At 71.1% G+C, this 18,548-nt stretch carries 12 protein-coding genes; 6 read left to right on the forward strand and 6 right to left on the reverse strand.

The window, feature by feature from the left end; genetic code table 11:
* Positions 1-3 precede the first annotated feature (3 nt).
* From ACFZDL_RS28945 to dhaK, 6 genes are all read right to left on the reverse strand, one after another.
* Positions 4-3,312: an amino acid adenylation domain-containing protein gene (locus ACFZDL_RS28945; RefSeq protein ID WP_353594167.1), complete on the reverse strand. Its 3,309-nt coding sequence runs from the start codon at positions 3,310-3,312 to the stop codon at positions 4-6.
* Between the two features lie 15 nt (positions 3,313-3,327).
* A complete protein-coding gene (locus ACFZDL_RS28950) occupies positions 3,328-5,883 on the reverse strand; it encodes a Pls/PosA family non-ribosomal peptide synthetase (protein WP_353594169.1) in 2,556 nt (851 codons plus the stop codon).
* 149 nt (positions 5,884-6,032) lie between these two features.
* The gene (locus ACFZDL_RS28955) at positions 6,033-8,612 is read right to left on the reverse strand and encodes a polysaccharide lyase family 8 super-sandwich domain-containing protein (RefSeq protein WP_353594170.1); all 2,580 of its coding nucleotides are present in this window, start codon (positions 8,610-8,612) and stop codon (positions 6,033-6,035) included.
* Positions 8,613-8,732: 120 nt separating this feature from the next.
* The gene (locus ACFZDL_RS28960) at positions 8,733-9,164 is read right to left on the reverse strand and encodes a PTS fructose transporter subunit IIA (protein WP_353594171.1); all 432 of its coding nucleotides are present in this window, start codon (positions 9,162-9,164) and stop codon (positions 8,733-8,735) included.
* A gap of 34 nt (positions 9,165-9,198) precedes the next feature.
* Entirely contained in the window at positions 9,199-9,846 is a 648-nt protein-coding gene (dhaL, locus tag ACFZDL_RS28965; RefSeq protein ID WP_353594172.1) for a dihydroxyacetone kinase subunit DhaL, read from the reverse strand.
* A gap of 69 nt (positions 9,847-9,915) precedes the next feature.
* On the reverse strand, positions 9,916-10,908 hold the full coding sequence (gene dhaK, locus ACFZDL_RS28970) for a dihydroxyacetone kinase subunit DhaK (protein ID WP_353594174.1): 993 nt from the start codon (positions 10,906-10,908) through the stop codon (positions 9,916-9,918).
* Between the two features lie 141 nt (positions 10,909-11,049).
* Between dhaK and ACFZDL_RS28975 the strand changes: the two genes are divergently transcribed.
* The 6 genes from ACFZDL_RS28975 to ACFZDL_RS29000 all read left to right on the forward strand — a co-directional run bounded on the left by ACFZDL_RS28975 (position 11,050) and on the right by ACFZDL_RS29000 (position 18,535).
* Positions 11,050-13,176: a pyridoxamine 5'-phosphate oxidase family protein gene (locus tag ACFZDL_RS28975; RefSeq protein ID WP_353594175.1), complete on the forward strand. Its 2,127-nt coding sequence runs from the start codon at positions 11,050-11,052 to the stop codon at positions 13,174-13,176.
* Between the two features lie 184 nt (positions 13,177-13,360).
* Positions 13,361-14,275, forward strand: a complete 915-nt coding sequence (locus ACFZDL_RS28980; RefSeq protein ID WP_353594176.1) for a sugar ABC transporter permease — start codon at positions 13,361-13,363, stop codon at positions 14,273-14,275.
* Entirely contained in the window at positions 14,272-15,129 is an 858-nt protein-coding gene (locus tag ACFZDL_RS28985; protein ID WP_353594177.1) for a carbohydrate ABC transporter permease, read from the forward strand. Before ACFZDL_RS28980 ends, ACFZDL_RS28985 begins: the two co-directional genes overlap by 4 nt.
* Positions 15,126-16,472 carry an ABC transporter substrate-binding protein gene (locus tag ACFZDL_RS28990; protein ID WP_353594178.1) on the forward strand — a complete coding sequence of 449 codons (1,347 nt, stop codon included), beginning with the start codon at positions 15,126-15,128 and terminating at the stop codon, positions 16,470-16,472. The genes ACFZDL_RS28985 and ACFZDL_RS28990 overlap by 4 nt, the downstream gene beginning before the upstream one ends.
* Positions 16,469-17,179: a glycerophosphodiester phosphodiesterase family protein gene (locus ACFZDL_RS28995; protein ID WP_353594179.1), complete on the forward strand. Its 711-nt coding sequence runs from the start codon at positions 16,469-16,471 to the stop codon at positions 17,177-17,179. Before ACFZDL_RS28990 ends, ACFZDL_RS28995 begins: the two co-directional genes overlap by 4 nt.
* 165 nt (positions 17,180-17,344) lie before the next feature.
* Positions 17,345-18,535: an acyl-CoA dehydrogenase family protein gene (locus ACFZDL_RS29000; protein WP_353594180.1), complete on the forward strand. Its 1,191-nt coding sequence runs from the start codon at positions 17,345-17,347 to the stop codon at positions 18,533-18,535.
* Positions 18,536-18,548 lie beyond the last annotated feature (13 nt).

Below are 18,548 nucleotides of genomic sequence, written 5' to 3' on the forward strand. Positions count from 1 at the left end.
GCCTCAGGAGGCAGCCGGCGATTCCGCCGAGGTCGGCGATTCGGCGGCACTCAGGACGGCCTGTGCCACCTCGACCGGACGGGTACGCGGGAAGTGGTGGCCGCCATCGGCGAGTTCGTACAGGTCCACCCGCCCGGCCAGGAGCCGCCAGTCGCTGTACCGGTGGCGGTGGCCCGCCGTGTTCGGGTCGTCAGCGGCGACGACGACGGTGACCGGCGCGGAGAGCTTCGCCGGCGGCGGGGATTCCAGCGCGGCGGCGAAATAGCGGTGTGCGGCCACGCAGTCGTGCCGGTAGGCGGCACCGATGTGCTCGGCGTGCCGCTCGTTCAGCTCGGCGAGTTCGGTGTGGCCGCCGCGCGCGCTGAGCTCCGCGGCGATCTCGGCGTCGGTCCGCTCCGTCAGCGCGGTGATGGCGGCGCTCCGTTCGGCGGCCGTGCCGAGCAGCTGCGCGCCGAGGAACACACGAGGGACCTCCACCCCGCGCTCCAGCAGTTTCCTCGCCGTCTCCAGGGCGGGCGCGGCGCCCGAGGAGTGGCCCCACAGCATGACCCTCCCCAGGCCCTGTGCGGTGATCTCGGTGATGACCTGCTCCACCACCTGCGCCATCGGCGCGAACGGCTCGTCCTGGGCGGCCAGGTCGTGACCGGGCAGGTCGACGGCGTGGACCGTGGGCCCGCGGCCCGCCAGGGCGTCGGCCATCGGGCGGAAGTTCACCGCGTTGCCGCCCGCGTAGGGGAAGCACACCAGGGCGCACTCCCAGGCGCCGTCCGATGCCGACAGCGGCCGGCCCGACAGGGGCTGGAGCAGCCCTGGGCGCCGCTGGGACGTGCCGTCGAGGAGCGCGGCCAGGTCGGCGAGCACCGGGTGGCGTGTGATGTCCTTCAGGGACACCGCGCGGTCCAGGGCGATGGTGAGTTTCACCGCCGACAGTGAGGTGCCGCCGCAGTCGAAGAAGTGGTCCTGCCGGCCGATCTGGTGCCGGGGAACGCCCAGCAGCTCGGCCCAGGCAACCGCCAGCCGCCGCTCGGTCGGGGTGCGCGGAGCGCGGTGCTGCGCTCCGGCGGCGTCGCCCGTCCCGGCCGGCGCGGTCCGTTCGGCCGGCGGGGCCTGTTCCGCCAGCGCGGTCAGGGCCTTACGGTCGATCTTGCCATTGGCGGTCAGGGGCAGGTCGTGCTGCCAGTGAAAGGCGAAGGGGACCATATAGGCGGGCAGCACGGTGCCCAGCACCTCGCGCAGCACGTCCGCCTCCTGCCGCCGGCCGCTGTAGAAGGCGATCAGACGCGTGCTGTGGCCGGGCCGCTCGGCGACGACCACGGCGGCGTTGCGTACCCCGGGCGCCCGCAGCAGAGTGTTCTCGATCTCACCGATCTCGATACGGAAGCCACGGATCTTGACCTGGTTGTCCCGGCGGCCGAGGAACTCCAGCCTGCCGCCGGGGTGCCAGCGCCCCCAGTCACCGCCCAGATACAGCCGCTCACCCGGCCGGTGCGGATCGTCCCGGTAGGCCTCACGGGTCCGCTCGGGGTCATTGACATACCCCCGCCCCACGCACACCCCGGAGAACGCGATCAGCCCCGGGGCGCCCAGCGGCACCAGCGACAGACTCTCGTCGACGACATACACGTGCACGTTGTTGACCGCACGGCCCAACAGCACCCGCTCCGGCACCCCGTCCATGACCTCGTGGTTGGTGTCGTCCGAGGTCTCGGTCAGCCCATAGGCGTTGACCAGCTTGATCCCCGGCTGGACGGCGAACCAGCGCTGGACCAGCTCCCGCTGCAGCGCCTCACCGGTCACCGAGACACACCTCAGATCGGGCAGGTCGCGGGGATACCGCTCCAGATACGACACCACCACCTCCAGATGGGAGGGCACGACCTGCACCACAGCGACCCGGCCACGGACCAGCGTGTCGACGAACCGCTCCGCGTCCACGACCACATCCTGGCCGATCAGCAGCGTCCGTCCGCCCACCAGCAGCGCGGCCAGCAACTGCCACAGCGAGATGTCGAAACACTGCGGGGCCGTCTGCGCCACCACCCGCCCCTGACCGATCCCCAGGTCATCGATCTTGGCGTACAGGTGGTTGAGCATGCCCGCGTGCTCACACATCGCCCCCTTCGGTTCGCCCGTGGAGCCGGAGGTGAAGTAGATGTAGGCCAGCTGATCGGCCGCGACCTCCACGTGGACGTCGGTGTCGGTGTGCTGTTCCGCGTACGCCGCCTCGACCAGCACCCTGCGCACATCCGGGAGCGTGGCCAGGGCCTGATCGAGGGTGCGCGTGCTGCCGGACTCGGTGAGCACCAGCCGGCACTCCGCACGCGACAGCGTCGCCGCGATACGGCCGGCGGGGAAGTGGGGCTCGATCGGCAGATACACGCCCCCGGCCTTGAACACCGCCAACACCGCGGCCAGCCAGTCGAGGCCCCGTTCGGTGACCACGCCGACCACCTCTTCCCGGCCGAGACCCCGCAGCAGCAGGGCCCGCGCCAGCCGGTTCGCGCGCGCGTTCAGCTCCCCGTACGTCCACCGGCGATCGCCGTGCACCGCCGCCACCGCCTCCGGATGCGCCCGCGCCCGCTGCTCGAACAGCTCATGCACGCGCCGCGGCGGCAGCATCCGGCGCGGCCCGGCGAGCCCTTCGAGCTGATGGCGCACCTCCTGGGCCGACAGCAGAGACTGCCGCGCGTGCTCGGCCTCCGCGTCCGCCGCCATCGAGCCCAGCGCGGCCAGGTAGTAGCCGCCGATCCGGGCCGCGCACTCACCGTCGATCACCTCGGTGCGGTACCGCAGCCGCGCCACCAGCCGCCCGCCCCGATCACACCAGCCCACCCCCAGCACCGCACCGTCGGCCAACCCGTCCCCGGCGTCCTCCGGGTCGAACACGACCTCGTAACCCTTCACTTCCGGCTCCCGCCGCGGCTCCCCGGCCGGAGAGTCCCGGTGCGCCGACGACTCCGCCGCGGCGCGATGAGCGCTCAACACCAGCGCGCGCCACGAGGCGGGTGCGACGCTCAGCCGGCACGCCGGCACAGGGCCCGCCGCGTGGGCGGCATAACCCGTCACCACCTCCCGCTCACCCGACAGCGCGGACAGCACCTTGGCGTGTGCGGCCAGCAGCACCGAGCTCACGGGCACCCCTACGTCCTCCGCCAGTGCCCGCACCCCCTCCACCACGTCACCCGCCACCGCCACCTCGTACGCGGCCACACCCGCCACCGGCTCCCGGGTCCACCGCGGAACCACGGGGAATCCACCGGCGGCCGGCACACCGCTCCCACACTCCTGATCCGCTTCCACGCGTGCTCCCATCGAATGGCCCCTTCCTCACATCGCCGGCGAGCCGACGTGGTTGGCCGAAGACGTCCCCGCTGTCGAATCCGGCAGCTCCGTGGCGGGGTTTCCTCCCCAGTGCGCGTTCGGGGGGACTTCCTCGCCTTTCATGAGGAAGGAATCGGGCGCCAGCACGACGCCCTCACCCATCGTCACGCCGTAGTGCACATGGGTGCCGACCCCGAGGGTGCAGCCGGCACCGAGCGTGGTGCGGTCGGACTTGAAAGTGCCGTCCTCCTGTGAGTGGCACTGAAGTTTGCTTCCGGCGTTGAGGGTGCAGTCGTCCCCGACGGCGGTGAGCGTCCGCTCCGTCATATAGCAGCCGTCGTCGAAGACCCTGCTGCCCATGCGGACCCCCAGCAGCCGCCAGATCACATTCTTGAAGGGGGTTCCGTTGAAAACGTCGAGGTATTCGTCCGGCACCTTCCACAGCCGCTCGTGCCACCAGAAGTACGGGTCGTAGATGGAACACAGCCGGGGGCTCAGCGGGCGGAACGACGCGACGCAGCGCTCCACCAGGACGAAGTACAGGGCGGTGAGCGCGAGCGTGAGAGCCATATACGCGGCGATCACCGTATGCCCGAGCACACCGTACAGGCCGATCGAGGCGAGACCGAGCGCCGTGAGCACAAAGGTGTGCAGCCACCGTACGAGCAGGAAGAAAATCATGGAGCGGAGGTTGTAGCGGTTCTTCGCGGCGAGCCTGCGGCGCAGTTCGTCCCCGGCCCTGAGGTGGTCGAACCGGGAGTCGCGCTCCACTGACCGGGGAATCTCGAAACAAGGCGAGCCGAGCAGCCCCACCCCTTCGCGGATCTCACCGTCGAGGGGGACCATCACCTTTGTCGCGAGCAGACAGTTGTCGCCCGTCCTGGCCCCGGCGGGATAGGCGATGTTGTTCCCGAGGAAGTTGTGCGCTCCGATCGACGCCCGGGACACCCGGAAGGACGTGCTCGAGAACTCCGCGTTGAGGAGGGAAAGTCCGTCGGCGACCATCGTTCCGCTGCCCACGGTAGCCAGATACGGGGTCTCGTGCCGCACTTCGGTGCCGAAGTTGGACCCCGTCTGCTCGACCTGGGACAAGTCGTATCCGAGGCCGCGGAGATAGTGGACGATATAGGAGCTGTCGCCGAAGAGCCACGTGAAGAACTTCAGGTTCGTCATGCCGGCTATCGCCCGGTGCGCCGCGTAGTGGAAGCCGTGGAGCGGGTAGACCTTGTCGGGCTTGATGGCCAGGCTCAGCAGGCGCGGAACGGTGCACACGACTGCGAGGCCCACGACGGCGAAGCCGAAGAACAGCACGGAGGACACGAGCAGCGCGTCGATGAGGAAACCCGACGAGGTGATTGCCGCCGTGCCCGCCTCCGCTCGCTCGCCGAGCGCCGGAATCGCCTGGAACAGCATGTAGACACCGCCGACGGCCAGCGGCAGATACAGGAGGAACAGCTGAATCACGGTGGCGAGGCCGAAGCGGAACCGGCGCGACGTACCGCACCGGGCCGGCCCGACCCTCACGTGGTCGATCTCCGTCGGCTGCGCCGGTGACCCGTGGCAGCGCACGCCGTCGGGGACCGCCTGGCCGCGGTAGAGGGCGGACGAGTGGCCGAGCTGCGCTCCGTCACCCAGCGAGGTGTCGATGTCGAGCACGGTCTTCTCGCCGATGAACACGTCCCGTCCGAGGGTGACCCGGCCGGTCTGGATGCGCCCGGCGTGCGCCCGGTAACAGAGGAAGAACGAGTCCTTGCGGATCACCGTGCCGGCCCCGATGGTGAGCAGATCGGCGCAGACGGGGACGGAGTGGGAGAGGATGGTGACTCCCTTGCCGATCCGCGCCCCGAGCGCCCGCAGGTACAGCACATACAGCGGATTGCCGACGAAGACGCGCATCGGATTGGCGTGGAGCAGCGCTTTGACGATCCAGAAGCGCACATAGGTCAGGCCCCAGACCGGGAACTCGCGGCTCTTCCACCGGCCGATGAGAATCCATTTGGCCGCGATCGGGAAGGCGCAGACGAGGACGAAGCCGATGCCGCCGAACAGAGCCGACCGCAGATAGATGTCGCCCAGGCCCGAGCCGGCGGCGACCCACTCATAGCCCCGGGCGGTGACAAGTCCGGTGACGGAGGAATACCCCAGGAAGGCCAGCAACTGGAGTGTTCCGCACAGCACGTAATCCAGCGTGCGGGTCTTCCGTGCCGGCGGTGACACCGACTGTGTCTGCGCCGCAGGCGGTGGATCGACAGCGGTGGCGACGGTGTCCGCGACAGCAGCCGCCAGGCTTTGGATCGTGGGGTGCCGATAGATGTCCTTCATCGACACCGACGGCAGGTCAGGTCTCTTTCTGACCCGCGCGCAGAATTGGGCCATGACCAAGGAGTTCGCTCCGAGATCGGTGAAGAAGTGGCCGGAGGTGGAGACCTGCTCGGCGGGGACGACCTCGGCGAGTACTTCGGCGAGTTTCCTCTCGATGTCCTTTCCCGTCGGGTCGGCGCGTCCGTCGATCGCGGGTTCGTCCGGCTCCGATATCAAGACTTCGGCGGACTTCTCAGCCATTCGAGCTCCTTGAGGAAATTTCGATGACCACCGGTCACTGGTTGCCGCTCGGACTCGATCGCGATGACACGACAGTAATGTTCGGCGGCCCGGTGTTCCTCGATTTCCTCCACCGACCGGGTGAGAGGCCTTGCCCTGCGGCCCGCCGGCTACCCGTCGGCCCGTCGGCGCCCGCGCAGCGTCGCCGTGAAACTCCGCCCGTAGGCGTGGCGGGTGGCGACGCGGATCCGGGTGCCGCCGGGGACGCGGTCGACCCGTACGCCCGTATCCGCCGAGCCGGCCCGCAGCGCGCGGCCCCGGATGAGGACCGAGACCGTGTCGCGCTCGGTCGTCGGGTCGGCCACCGCCACCGATACGGTCCCGTCGCGTCCCTCACGGAGGAGCACCGATGCCGGGCCGTCGACCGACAGGTGTCCGGCGCGGTGGTGGCCGCGCGTGAAGGCGTTGACGGCGACCAGGCCGAGGCCCTTGTGGCGCACCGCCTGGAGGCGCGCGGTGTTGACCAGGACGGATATTGGTCGGCCCGCGTACGCGAGCAGCTGCCGCTCGGACGCGTTCGGGACGAGGGCGTAGGCCATCGAGGCGGGCGGCGTGCCGGCCGGCTGCTCGACGGACACGGAGAAGACCTGTTTGGTCACCGCGGTGTCGGGGTTGGACAGGCGGACGGCGCGCCGGCTGCGGGTGACTGTCTCGAGCGCCACGGTGGGCCGCGGTCCGTCCAGGAACACATATCCGACCGCATGGCCCTGGCCCGCGTCGGCGTAGCGCAGCCAGGCCAGCGGGGCGGTCCCGGTGCCGGACCAGGGCGAGCCGTCGCGCAGCCGACCGGTGAGGGTGACGGTGTCCGACGGCCGGGCGAGGCGGGTGTCGAGCGTCGTCGTCACCGCGCGCCCCGCCGGGTCGCCCACGGCCGCGGCGAGGACGACGATCTCGTCGTCGAGCATGAACCACGACTTGGTGGCCCGGGCGTTGCGGTAGGCGACGAAGTCGTCGGGCAGGGTGCCGGCCTGCTGGGCGGCGTACGCGACGTCGTCGGCCTGGACCAGCCCGGCCGCGCCGTACGCGCCCAGGCAGGCGCCGCCGGAGAGTCCGCCCGCGCCGCGGGGGAAGTAGACGTAGGTGTTCTGCGACTCGGAGGAGGAGGTGAAGCCGCGCTCCGGGTTGTCGTACCACAGGCCGCCGTAGAGCTCGGGGACCGTACGGCGGGCCTCGACGGGGGCGGTGACGCCGGCCAGGCGGTAGGGCGAGACGGCGGTGAAGTAGTCGACGCCGAAGGCCTGGGTCTGGTCCTGGCCGGAGAGATACAGGTAGTGGGCCCCGTCGCCCTGGAACCAGGGCATGAGGTTCTCACCGTTCATGTACTCGTACTTGCTGATCCTCGGTGAGCTGCGGGCCAGCGCGAAGGCATAGCCGGGGCGGCGGTGGACGGTCTTGTCCATCGCGTTGAACGCGACGTGCCGCTCGGCCGGGTTGAGGTCCTTCGCCGGGATCCCGGTATCGGCGAGGATGTCGGCGTAGCGGGCGACGCTGACCGGGGAGAGGAAGCGCGCCGGGTCGAGGGTGGCCCGGGAGGTCTGCCGTACGAACTTGACATAGCCCTTGAGGGCGGTGGCGTCGGCCCCGGCCGCGTAGCCGGAGAGGTCGACGACGGCCTCGACGACCTCCGCGACATCGGTGTACCCCGTGGTGGTCCGGGACACCCCGCGGCCCTTGACGATCTCCATCATCCAGCCCTCGAAGACCAGCGGGGCGAAGCCGCGCACCACCCAGTCCCGTACGGTGCCGACGAGGTCCCGGCCCTGGACGTAGCCGGTGCCTTCGAGGATCTTGACTGCCTGGACCATGCGGGTGAGCAGGCCCTTGCCGTAGGAGCCGGTGTAGGCGACGGAGGCGTGCTGGATGAAGGAACCGTCGGCGTAGAAGCCGTCGGTGACGTGGTGGCTGAGGTGGTACGGGTCGATGGTGGCGAGGACGGTCGACTGGTCGGCGACGGCCTTGGCGATACGGGCCTCGTCGCCGAGCACGGCGCCCTGGAGGATGCGGTTGGTGGTGATGTCGGCGAGGTTGGCGCCGGTGTGGAAGCGGGAGTCGAGGTCGACGTCGCCGGCCCTGCCGTTGCGGAGGTAGGCGTCCATCGAGTCGACGCAGGTGGCGGTCAGGTCGGGGCGGTACGCGGAGAGCTCGTCGGCCAGCAGGACGAGGGTCCGGGTCAGAGGGGAGGAGATGCCGATCTCCCAGTTGAACCAGTTGCCGTAGTAGCCCTTCGACTGGTCGCCGTAGTAGTCGTCGTGGAGCCGGACCAGGCCGTCGATGACGCGTCGCTGGACCGCCGTGCCGTCGCCTGCGCCCGGGGCCGCGCCGCCGGGGGTGCGGGTGGCCAGGGCGATCTCGTACAGGTACTGGAAGGACGTCGTCAGGTTGGTGTCGCTGCTGCCGAGCGGGAGGCCGCGGAACAGCTCGCCGGGCCCGGCGCTGTCCAGGGCGGCCAGCCGGGCGTTGGCCGTTGCTCTGATGGAGGTGAGCTTGGCGGCGACCTCCGGCCGGGCGTTGGAGTCGGCGGTGCCGGCGAGGATCGCGACGGTGTTGTCGATCAGCGTGGCGTGGTCCGCGGCGGCGTCGGCGGGCGTCGCGTCCCGGGAAGCCCGGGCCCAGGCCCGCTGCGGCGGCGCCACCGCCGACAGGGTCGCCGCCGGGACGATCGACAACAGGGCACGACGTGAGATCCGCACGGGACGCTCCAGGGGTCGACCGGAAAGCGCTCGGCGCATTCAACCAACGGTGACCTTCCCTGTCACCAGTGCGGGCGAGGATTGCATGTTCATGCCTGGGGCGCCCTCGGCCCGTCCGGATCAGACCTTGCGGTAGTCGTACGCCTCCTCGGCCGCCCGCGCGACCGCGTCCACGTCCGCCCCCGCCGAGGCCGCGACGACCGCCGCCACCGCGCCCTCCACCAGCGGCGCGTCCACCAACCGGGAGCCCGGGGGCAGCTCGTCGCCCTCGGCCAGCAGCGCCTTCACGGTCAGCACGGCGCTGCCCAGGTCCACGAGGACCGCCACCCCCGCGCCCTGATCGACCGCGTGAGCCGCCTCGGCGACCAGCTCCGGACTGGTGCCGAGCCCGCCGTCCGGGGTGCCGCCGGCCGCGGCGACCGGTGCGGTGCCGCCGCCGGCCAGCCCGGTGGCCAGCTGCGCCACCGACTGGGCGACCGCGGCGCTGTGCGACACCAGCACCACGCCGACCCGCTTCTCCGCGGCCGCGCCGCTCGGCTCGCCGTCACTCATGAGGCCCCTCCCTCCCCCTCAGCCTTGGTGCGCTTCACACCGTCACCTCCGCCAGGGCCGCGAACAGCAGCGCCGACGAGGTGGCGCCGGGGTCCTGATGGCCGATGCTGCGCTCACCCAGATAGCTGGCCCGGCCCTTGCGCGCGAGCATCGGCACGGTGGCCAGCGCGCCCTTGTCCGCGGCCTCGCTCGCCGCAGCGAAGGACCCGCCGTCCGCGGCCAGCGCGTCCACCGCGGGGACCAGCGCGTCCAGCATCGTCTTGTCGCCGGGCGCGGAGCCGCCGAGCTGGGCCACCGCGTCGACGCCGGTCCGCAGCGCTTCGGCCAACTGGGGGACGGTGATCTGCTCCGCGTCGCCGAGCGCCTTGCCCGCCCGGCGCAGCAGCGTCCCGTACAGCGGCCCCGAGGCGCCGCCCACCTTGGAGATCAGCTGACGTCCGGCCAGGATCAGCGCCGCCCCCGGTGACCCCGGCGGCTCCTTCTCCAGGGCTTCGGTGACGGCCGTGAAACCGCGCTGCATATTGCTGCCGTGGTCGGCGTCGCCGATCGCCGAGTCCAGCTCGGTCAGCCTGGTGGCCTCGCGGCTTATGGCCGCGGCAGCCGCGCCGAGCCAGCGCTGGAAGAAGGCGGCGTCGAGTACCGGTTCGCCGGCGGTTTCGCGGCTGGACACAGAGCTGGGCACAGGGCGCCTCCTCAGTCGAATGGCCAAACGGCGACAGGTTGTGCATCGGCGGAAGGGGGCCGGTCCCGGTCAGCAGCCCCAGCGCAGCCCGGCGGTCCGTACCGGCGCGTCCCACAGCCGCAGCAGTTCCTCGTCGACCTGGCACAGCGTCACCGAAGCGCCCGCCATGTCGAGCGAGGTGACGTAGTTGCCGACGAGCGTACGTGCCACCGCCACCTGGCGCTCGCCGAGCACCCGGTGCACCTCCGCGGCGAAGCCGTACAGCTCGAGCAGCGGGGTCGCGCCCATGCCGTTGACGAGGACGAGGACCGGGTTGTCGGGCCGCAGGTCCTCCAGCACCGCGTTCACCGCGAAGTCGGCGATCTCGCGGGAGGTCATCATGGCCCGCCGCTCGCGCCCGGGCTCGCCGTGGATGCCCACGCCCAACTCCAGCTCACCGGCCGGGAGGTCGAAGGTCGGGCCGCCCTTGGCGGGGGTGGTGCAGGCGCTGAGGGCGACCCCGAAGCTCCGCGACGACTCGTTGACCTGCCGGGCGAGCGCCGCCACCCGGTCCAGCGGCGCGCCCTCCTCGGCCGCCGCGCCCGCGATCTTCTCCACGAACAGCGTCGCCCCGGTGCCCCGCCGGCCGGCCGTGTAAAGGCTGTCGGTCACCGCCACGTCATCGTTGACCAGCACCTTGGCGATCTGTACGCCCTCGTCCTCGGCGAGCTCGGCCGCCATGTCGAAGTTGAGGACGTCGCCGGTGTAGTTCTTGACGATGAACAGGACCCCCTTGCCGCTGTCCACGGCAGCCGCGGCCCGCACCATCTGATCGGGCACGGGGGAGGTGAAGACCTCGCCGGGGCACGCCGCGTCCAGCATCCCGGGCCCGACGAACCCCCCGTGCAGCGGCTCGTGTCCCGATCCGCCGCCGGAGACCAGCCCCACCTTGTCGGCGACCGGCGCGTCGCGCCGGACGATCACCCGGTTCTCGACGTCCACCGTCAACTCGGGGTGCGCGGCGGCCATTCCGCGCAGAGCGTCGGCGACCACGGTCTCGGCAACGTTGATCAGCATCTTCATATGCGTGTCCGTTCTCCGCCGGGTGGAGCTGTACGCGGGATGAAAATCCTACGGATCTCCGGCGCTCATGGCACCCCTTGGGTGCTGAGCCGAACGGATCAATGCGAAGAAAAAGGTACAAAACCATCATATGGTTCGCGCATGGAGAATACTGTCACCCCGGCGGCCGCCACCCCACGCCCGCGCCCGCAGCCCTTCGAGCCGGCGCGCCATCGCCGCCCCGCGCCCTGGCTCGCGCTGGTGGCCGCCGGTTACGCCCTCGTCCAGCTCCTCGTGGTCATCCCGCACACCGCGCACGCGCTGGGCTGGGACGAGTCCGTGTACGTCTCCCAGGTCGACCCGCGCAACCCGGCCGCGTACTTCAGCGCCCCGCGCTCCCGCGGCATCAGCATGCTGGTCGCCCCGGTCGTCTCGGTGACCTCCTCCATTCCGGTGCTGCGGGTACTCCTCGCGGTGCTGTCCGCCGTCGCCCTGTACGCCGCCTTCCGGGTGTGGCGCCGGATGCTCGGCCACGGCACGGTCGCCCTGGCCGCACTCCTGTTCGCCGGGCTGTGGATCACCCAGATCAGCGGATCCGCGGTGATGCCGAACCTGTGGGTGGCGATCGGCGCGGTGGCCGCCGTCGGCTGGTTCCTGCGCGCCCCCGGCGAGCGGAACGCGCGCTGGTGGCTGGCCGCCGTCATCGCGGGCGTGACCCTCGTACGGACCCCCGACGGGGGCTGGCTGGCCCTGCCGCTGCTGGTCGCGGCCGTGGCCATGAGGGCCTGGCGGCCGGGCCTGCCCGCGCTGCTCGGCGGGCTCGCACTGGGCGCCGCGCAGTGGGTGGGCGAGGCGTACGCCCGCTTCGGCGGCGTCCTGGAGCGGCTGGAGGTCTCCAGCGACGTGGAGGGCGGCATGGGGCTGCACTTCAACGTCGGGGCGGCGCTGCGCAGCCTGAATGGGCCGCAGCTGTGCCGGCCGTGTGAGGTGCCGCTGCGCCACCCGGAGCTGACCGTGTGGTGGCTGGCGCTGCCGCTGCTGACCGCCGCCGCGGTCGTCGTCGCCGTACGGGACCGCCGCGACCGCCGGGAGCGCGTGGCCCGCCCGGGCGCCCCGCACCACGGCCACCCGCTCGCGCTGACCATCCTGCCGATCGTCTGCGCCGCCTCGCTGGCCGTCCCGTATCTGCTGCTCATCGGCTACTTCGCGCCGCGCTTCCTGATGCCCTCCTACGCCCTGCTCGCGCTCCCCATGGCCGAGCTGATGCTCCGCACCGTCCAGGGCGTGCGCTCCCCGCAGCCCGTGGCGGTCGCGCTCGGCGTGGTCATCACCCTCCAACTGGCCTCCCAGCACTTGGTGCTCGGCCGTTCGGCGGCCCAGTCGGAGAAGGTCAACGGAAGCTACCGGACGGCCGCGGCCGGGCTGCACCGGCTGGGGCTGCGGTCGCCGTGTCTGGTCGCCGGCGACCACGCCCTGCCCATCGCGTACCACGCGGGCTGCGCATCCGCCCAGACCAGCGGGAACAACCGGTCCATCACGCCCTCGGCGCTGGTGCTGAGGTCCGCCCGGGAACCCACCGCCGTGCTCACCCACCGCTCCCGGCCGCGCCCTGCGGCCTATGCGCAGACCTGGGTGGCGTACCGGCTGCCGGGGACGGACTGGATCGCCCATCTGCCCCCGGATCAGGCGCGTGAGCTGCAATCCCGACAGAAGGTGTCCGGTAATCAGGGGAGCTCCCCCAGCTACCGCTGGGAGGTACCCCCTGGCCCCATGACGGCGGAAAAGACGACCAGTTGGGCCGGGTTCGAGGCGGCGGAGCCCGCGTTCTCCGCCGTGGTGGGGGAGCGGTTCCAGCGCTATCCGCATCATGTCCTGGCCACCCTGCGCCGGGACGGCAGCCCGCGTGTGACCGGCCTGGAGGTGGACTTCCGCTTCGGTGAGATGTGGCTCGGCATGATGCCGGACTCGCGCAAGGCCCTGGACCTGCGGCGCGACGCGCGCTTCGCGGTCCACGCCAACCCGGGCCCCGACACCGGGATGGACGGCGGCGACGTACGGGTCAGCGGGCGCGCGGTGGAGGTGACCGACCCGGAGATGCTGGCCCGGTTCGCCGCGGAGGTCCATCCGCCGGAGCCCTTCCACCTCTTCCGCGTCGAGGTGGCCGAGGTGGTGCGCACCGCCGTGGAGGGTTCCGATCTGGTGCTGCAGACCTGGCGTCCGGGCGAGCCGGTGCGGACCACCCGGCGCGGTGCGGACGACGGCGGTTCGCGGGCGGATGGCGGGAGTTGAGGCCCGTGTCCTCGGAGCCTGTTCACGGAAGGAGTGAGAAAAAGCCAGCCAAGCATGTGAAGTAGGCCAAGTTGTAACACGACAAGGTGTTTCCTTCTCATCAACTCTGTTGGTATCCCTTGGGGCTGTCACCAGCACGTCCCAGGGGTGTCCTCGGGGCGCAGTCCGGAAGGATCAACTCCCCTTGTCTGCCATCGACGACGCCGGCCGCCGTCTGCGCGCCAGGCGCAGACGGCGCGACTATCTGCTCTTCGCCGCGTTCGCCGCCCCGAACTTCTTGTTCCTGCTGCTCTTCGCCTACTGGCCGGTGGTCTACAACGGCTATCTCAGCCTGACCGACTGGGACATGATCTCCCCGGCCAAGGACTTCGTCGGGCTCTCCAACTACACCGACCTGCTCACCGACGCCGACTTCCGCGCCACCTTGTGGACCACCGTCGTCTTCGTCGTCGGCATCGTGGCCGGCGGCATAGCCCTGGGGCTGGCCACCGCGCTGCTGCTGAACCAGAAGCTGCGCGGCCGGAACGTGGTGCGGACCCTGACCTTCGCCCCGTATGTGCTCTCCGGGGCCGCCGTCGGCACCCTGTGGCTGTTCGTCTTCGACCCCAACTACGGGCTGATACGCCCGCTGATGGCCCCGCTCGGACTGACCGCCCCGGCGATGATGACCGACTCCAAGTGGGCGCTGACCGGACTGATCCTGGTCTACCTCTGGAAGAACATCGGATTCGTCGCCGTGGTCTACCTGGCCGGCCTCCAGGGCCTGCCCAGGGAGGTGTACGAGGCCGCCGAGCTGGACGGCGCCGGCCCCTGGACGCGGCTGCGCCGGATCACCCTCCCGCTGCTCTCACCGGTCACCTTCTTCCTCCTGGTGACCTGCACCATCAGCACCTTCCAGGCATTCGACGTCCTGGCCATGATGACCGCCGGCGGCCCGGGCACCTCCACCTCCACCCTCAGCTGGTTCATCTACGACCAGGGATTCCGCGCCTTCGACGCGGGACGCTCCGCCGCCGGCGCGATGATCATGTTCGTGGTGCTGCTGCTGATCACCGCGGGACAGGCCCGCTACCTCGAGCGAAAGGTGCACTACCAGTGACCGCCCTCGACCCGGCGGCGCCCACCCGCCGCCCCGGCGGCCGGGCCCGGCGCCTGGGCCTGTACGCGCTCCTCGTCCTCGTCGCGCTCATCGCGGCCGGCCCGCTGTACTGGCTGGCCTCCTCGGCGCTGAAGACCAACCCCCAGATCTACGCCTATCCGCCCCACTGGGTCCCCACCGACCTGCGCTGGAGCAACTTCTCCGACGCCTGGAACGCCGCCCCCTTCGACCGGTTCTTCCTCAACTCCCTCGTGGTCTCCGTCGTCGGCACCGCCATCGAGCTGTGTTCCGCCCTGCTGTGCGCGTACGCCTTCGTCTTCCTGCCCTTCCCCGGCAAGAAGTGGCTGTTCCTCTTCCTGCTGGGCGCCATGATGGTCCCCGGCCATGTCACCCTGCTGCCGAACTTCCTGACCATCGCCCAGCTGGGCTGGGTCAACACCTGGGCCGGTCTGATCGCCCCGGGCCTGGGCTCGGTCTTCGGCACGTTCCTGCTGCGCCAGCACATGCTGACGCTCCCCAAGGAGGTCATGGACGCGGCCCGGATCGACGGGGCGGGCCATCTGCGCACCCTCTTCCGCGTCGTGCTGCCCATGTCCCGGCCCATGGTGATCACCGTCGCCATCGTGGTCATGGTGACCAAGTGGAACGACTTCATCTGGCCGCTGATCGTGACCAGCAGCGCCGACATGCGCACCCTGCCCGTCGGCCTCCTCTTCCTGCGGGACCAGGAGACCTACGCCAACTGGGGCGCCATCCTGGCCGGCACGGTGATGGTGATCCTGCCGGTGCTCGTCGTCTTCTTCATCGCCCAGCGCTACATCATCGCCGGGCTGACCCAGGGAGCCGGGAAGTGAGCCACAGCCTCCCCAGCCGCCGCCGCTTCCTCGCCCTCGCGGCCGGGGCGCCCACTGCCGCCGCGCTGCTGAGCGCCTGCGGCTCCACCACCGGGCCGGTGGAGCAGCCGGGCGGATCGGCCCCCGACGGCTACGCCGGGCGCACCCGTGTCGTTCTGTGGTCCACCTTCGCGGACGTACCCGGCCGCGCCCTCCAGGACCTCGCCAACAAGTTCAACCGCGAGCAGCGCGACATCTATGTGGAGGTCCAGTTCCAGGGCACGTACGACGAATGCGCCCAGAAGGCGGTCGTCGGGCTGCTCGCCGGCCAGGCGCCCGACCTGTGCGTACTGTCCGATGTGAAGTGGTACCGCTTCTACTTCGGGGACGCGCTCGAGCCCTGGGACGACTACATCGACCCCGGCGAGCTGCGTGCCACCTACAACGCGAGGCTGCTGGGGGAGGGGCGGGTCAAGGGCCACCACTGGTGGCTGCCGCTGGCCCGCTCCACCCCGCTCTTCTACTTCAACCGCACCCTCTTCAAGAAGGCCGGGGTGCCCGACCGGGCGCCCGAGACCTGGGAGGAGATGTACGGCTGGGCCAAGGAGATCACCCGGCTGAAGACCCAGGGCAAGCGGGTGGCCATGGAGGCGTATCAGAAGATCGACGGCGACTGGCAGTTCCAGTGCACCGCCTGGCAGTGGGGCGGGGCGTACTCCCAGGGCATGGACGTCACCATCGACCACGAGGCCACCGTCGCGGCCGGGGAGTGGCAGCGCAAGCTGGTCCACAAGGACCGCATCGCCTATATGTCCACCGACCCCGCCGGGGACATGGGCAACCAGCTGATCGCCACCCTGATCACCTCCACCGGCGGGCTGCGGAAGATCTCCGAGATGGCCAAGGCGGGCGGCTGGCAGCTGGGCACCGGATTCCTGCCCCGCCACAAGGAGTTCGGGGTGACCACCGGCGGCGGTGGCCTCGGCATGTTCAAGCGGGTGCCCAAGGAGCGCAAACAGGCCGCGGCGGAGTTCGTACGCTTCCTGGCACGGCCACAGAACGCGGCCCAGTGGACCGTCCAGACCGGCTATATGCCCGTGGTCCCGGCCGCCACCAAGTCCCCCGCGCTGGCGCAGCTGCTCGCCGAGGACCCCAACTTCTCCACCGCGGTGAAGCAGCTGCCGCACACCCGCAAGGGTGACCAGGTGCGGATGATGGTGCCCAACGCCAATGTACAGATCTACACCGGGCTGCAGAAGATCTGGACCGGCAACACCCCCGCGCACCAGGCGTTCTCGGATGTCGCCACGCGGCTGCGCAAGGGAGTGGACCGGCACCGTCAATCCATCGAGGAGCATCTGTGACACCGCCCCAGCCCGCCACCCGGCGCCCCCTGGTCTACGGGCACCGGGGCGCCAGGGCCGATGAGCCGGAGAACACCCTGCGTTCCTTCCGCCGCGCGCACCAGGTCGGCGCCGAGGGGGTCGAACTCGACGTACGGGTGTCCCGCGACGGCCACCTCGTGGTGATCCACGACGCCACGGTCGACCGCACCACCGACGGCACGGGCGAGGTCGCCTCGCTCTCCCTGGCCGAGCTGCGGGAGCTGGACGCGGGCCAGGGAGAGCGGATCCCCACCCTCGACGAGGCCCTGGACGCCTTCCCCGGACTGGTGCAGGTGGAGATCAAGGCTCCCGAGGCGGTGGCCGCCCTGGCCGAGTTCGACCGGAACACGCCGCTGCCCGCGCGCGCCGTGCTCACCTCCTTCCACGCCGAGGTGCTCGACCGCGCCGCGCGGCTGATGCCCCAGGTCGAACGGGGGCTGATCACCGCCCACCCCACGGAGGAACTGCCCGCGCGCGCCGCGGAGGTGAAAGCCACCTGGGTCTGCCCGGAGCTGACCCCCGAGCTGACGCCCGGCCTGGTCGAGCGGTGCCACGCCCAAGGGCTGCGGGTGGACGCCTGGCCGGCCGCCGACGCGGACCGGCTGGCGCGCTGTGTGGCCCTGGGCGCCGACGCGGTCACCACCGACCATCCCGCGCTGATCGACGGTTGGCTGCGAGCGGTCTGACCGCCCGCAGCCAACCGCCGGCCCGGCCGGGATGTGCGGGCCCGGACGCCGCCTCGGCGGATGCGGCGTCCGGGCCCGCAACCCTTCCGAATTGTTGGAACACGTTCTACCGTGCCCCTCGATTCCAGGCGCCTACGCGGCGGACGCGAGACTCCAGGAGGGGCCGTGCACCTCGACTACACCCCCGAGCAGCGGCAACTGCGCACCGAGCTGCGCGCGTACTTCACCGAGCTGGTCCCCGACGACGCCTACGCCCGCTACGCCGACCCCGCCGGGCAGAAGCGGTTCTACCGCGAGACCATCCGCCGCCTCGGCGCGGACGGCTGGCTGGGCGTGGGCTGGCCGCGGGAGTACGGCGGGCGGGGGCTCGGCCCGGTGGAGCAGTTCATCTTCTTCGACGAGGCCGCCCAGGCGGGTGTGCCGCTGCCCCTCATGGCGCTCAACACCGTCGGGCCCACCCTCATGCGGCACGGCACCGACGAGCAGAGGGAGTACTTCCTGCCGAGGATCCTCTCCGGCGAGATCGACTTCGCCATCGGCTACAGCGAGCCCGACGCGGGCACCGACCTCGCCTCGCTCAAGACCCGCGCGGTGCGCGAGGGAGATCCCGACACCGGCCACTACACCGTCAACGGCCAGAAGACCTGGACCACCAACGGCGACACCGCCGACTGGGTCTGGCTCGCCGTGCGCACCGACCCCGGCGCCAAGCCCCACAAGGGCATCACCATCCTGCTGGTGCCGACCAGCGACCCCGGCTACTCCTGCACCGTCATCACCACCCTCGCCTCCCACGACACCACCGCCAGCTACTACGAGAACATCCGGGTACCGGCCACCCGCCGGGTCGGCGCGGAGAACGAGGGCTGGCGGCTGATCACCACCCAGCTCAACTACGAGCGGGTCACCCTCGCCGCCCACGGCACGATGGCCATCCGCGCCCTGCGCGGCGTCCAGCAGTGGGCCGCCGACACCAAGCTCGCCGACGGCCGCCGCGTCATCGACCTGGGCTGGGTGCGCGGGCGCCTGGCCCGTACCCACGCCAGGCTCGACGCCATGAAACTGCTCAACTGGCAGATGGTGGACGCCCTGCAGCGCGACGCGCTCACCCCCCAGGACGCCTCCGCGGTCAAGGTGTACGGCTCCGAGGCGCGCCGCGACGCGTACGCCTGGCTGATGGAGGTCGTCGGCGCGGCGGGCCCGCTCAAGGAGGGGTCGGCGGGGGCGGTGCTCCACGGCGAGCTCGAGCGCGGCTACCGCAGCAGCGTCGTGTTCACCTTCGGCGGCGGCAACAACGAGGTGCAGCGGGAGATCATTTCCTGGATCGGCCTGGGGATGCCGAGGGTGCGCCGTTAAAAGGACGCCCGGC

The sequence above is a fragment of the Streptomyces sp. NPDC007917 genome (genome assembly GCF_042959105.1).
Lineage (GTDB): Bacteria > Actinomycetota > Actinomycetes > Streptomycetales > Streptomycetaceae > Streptomyces.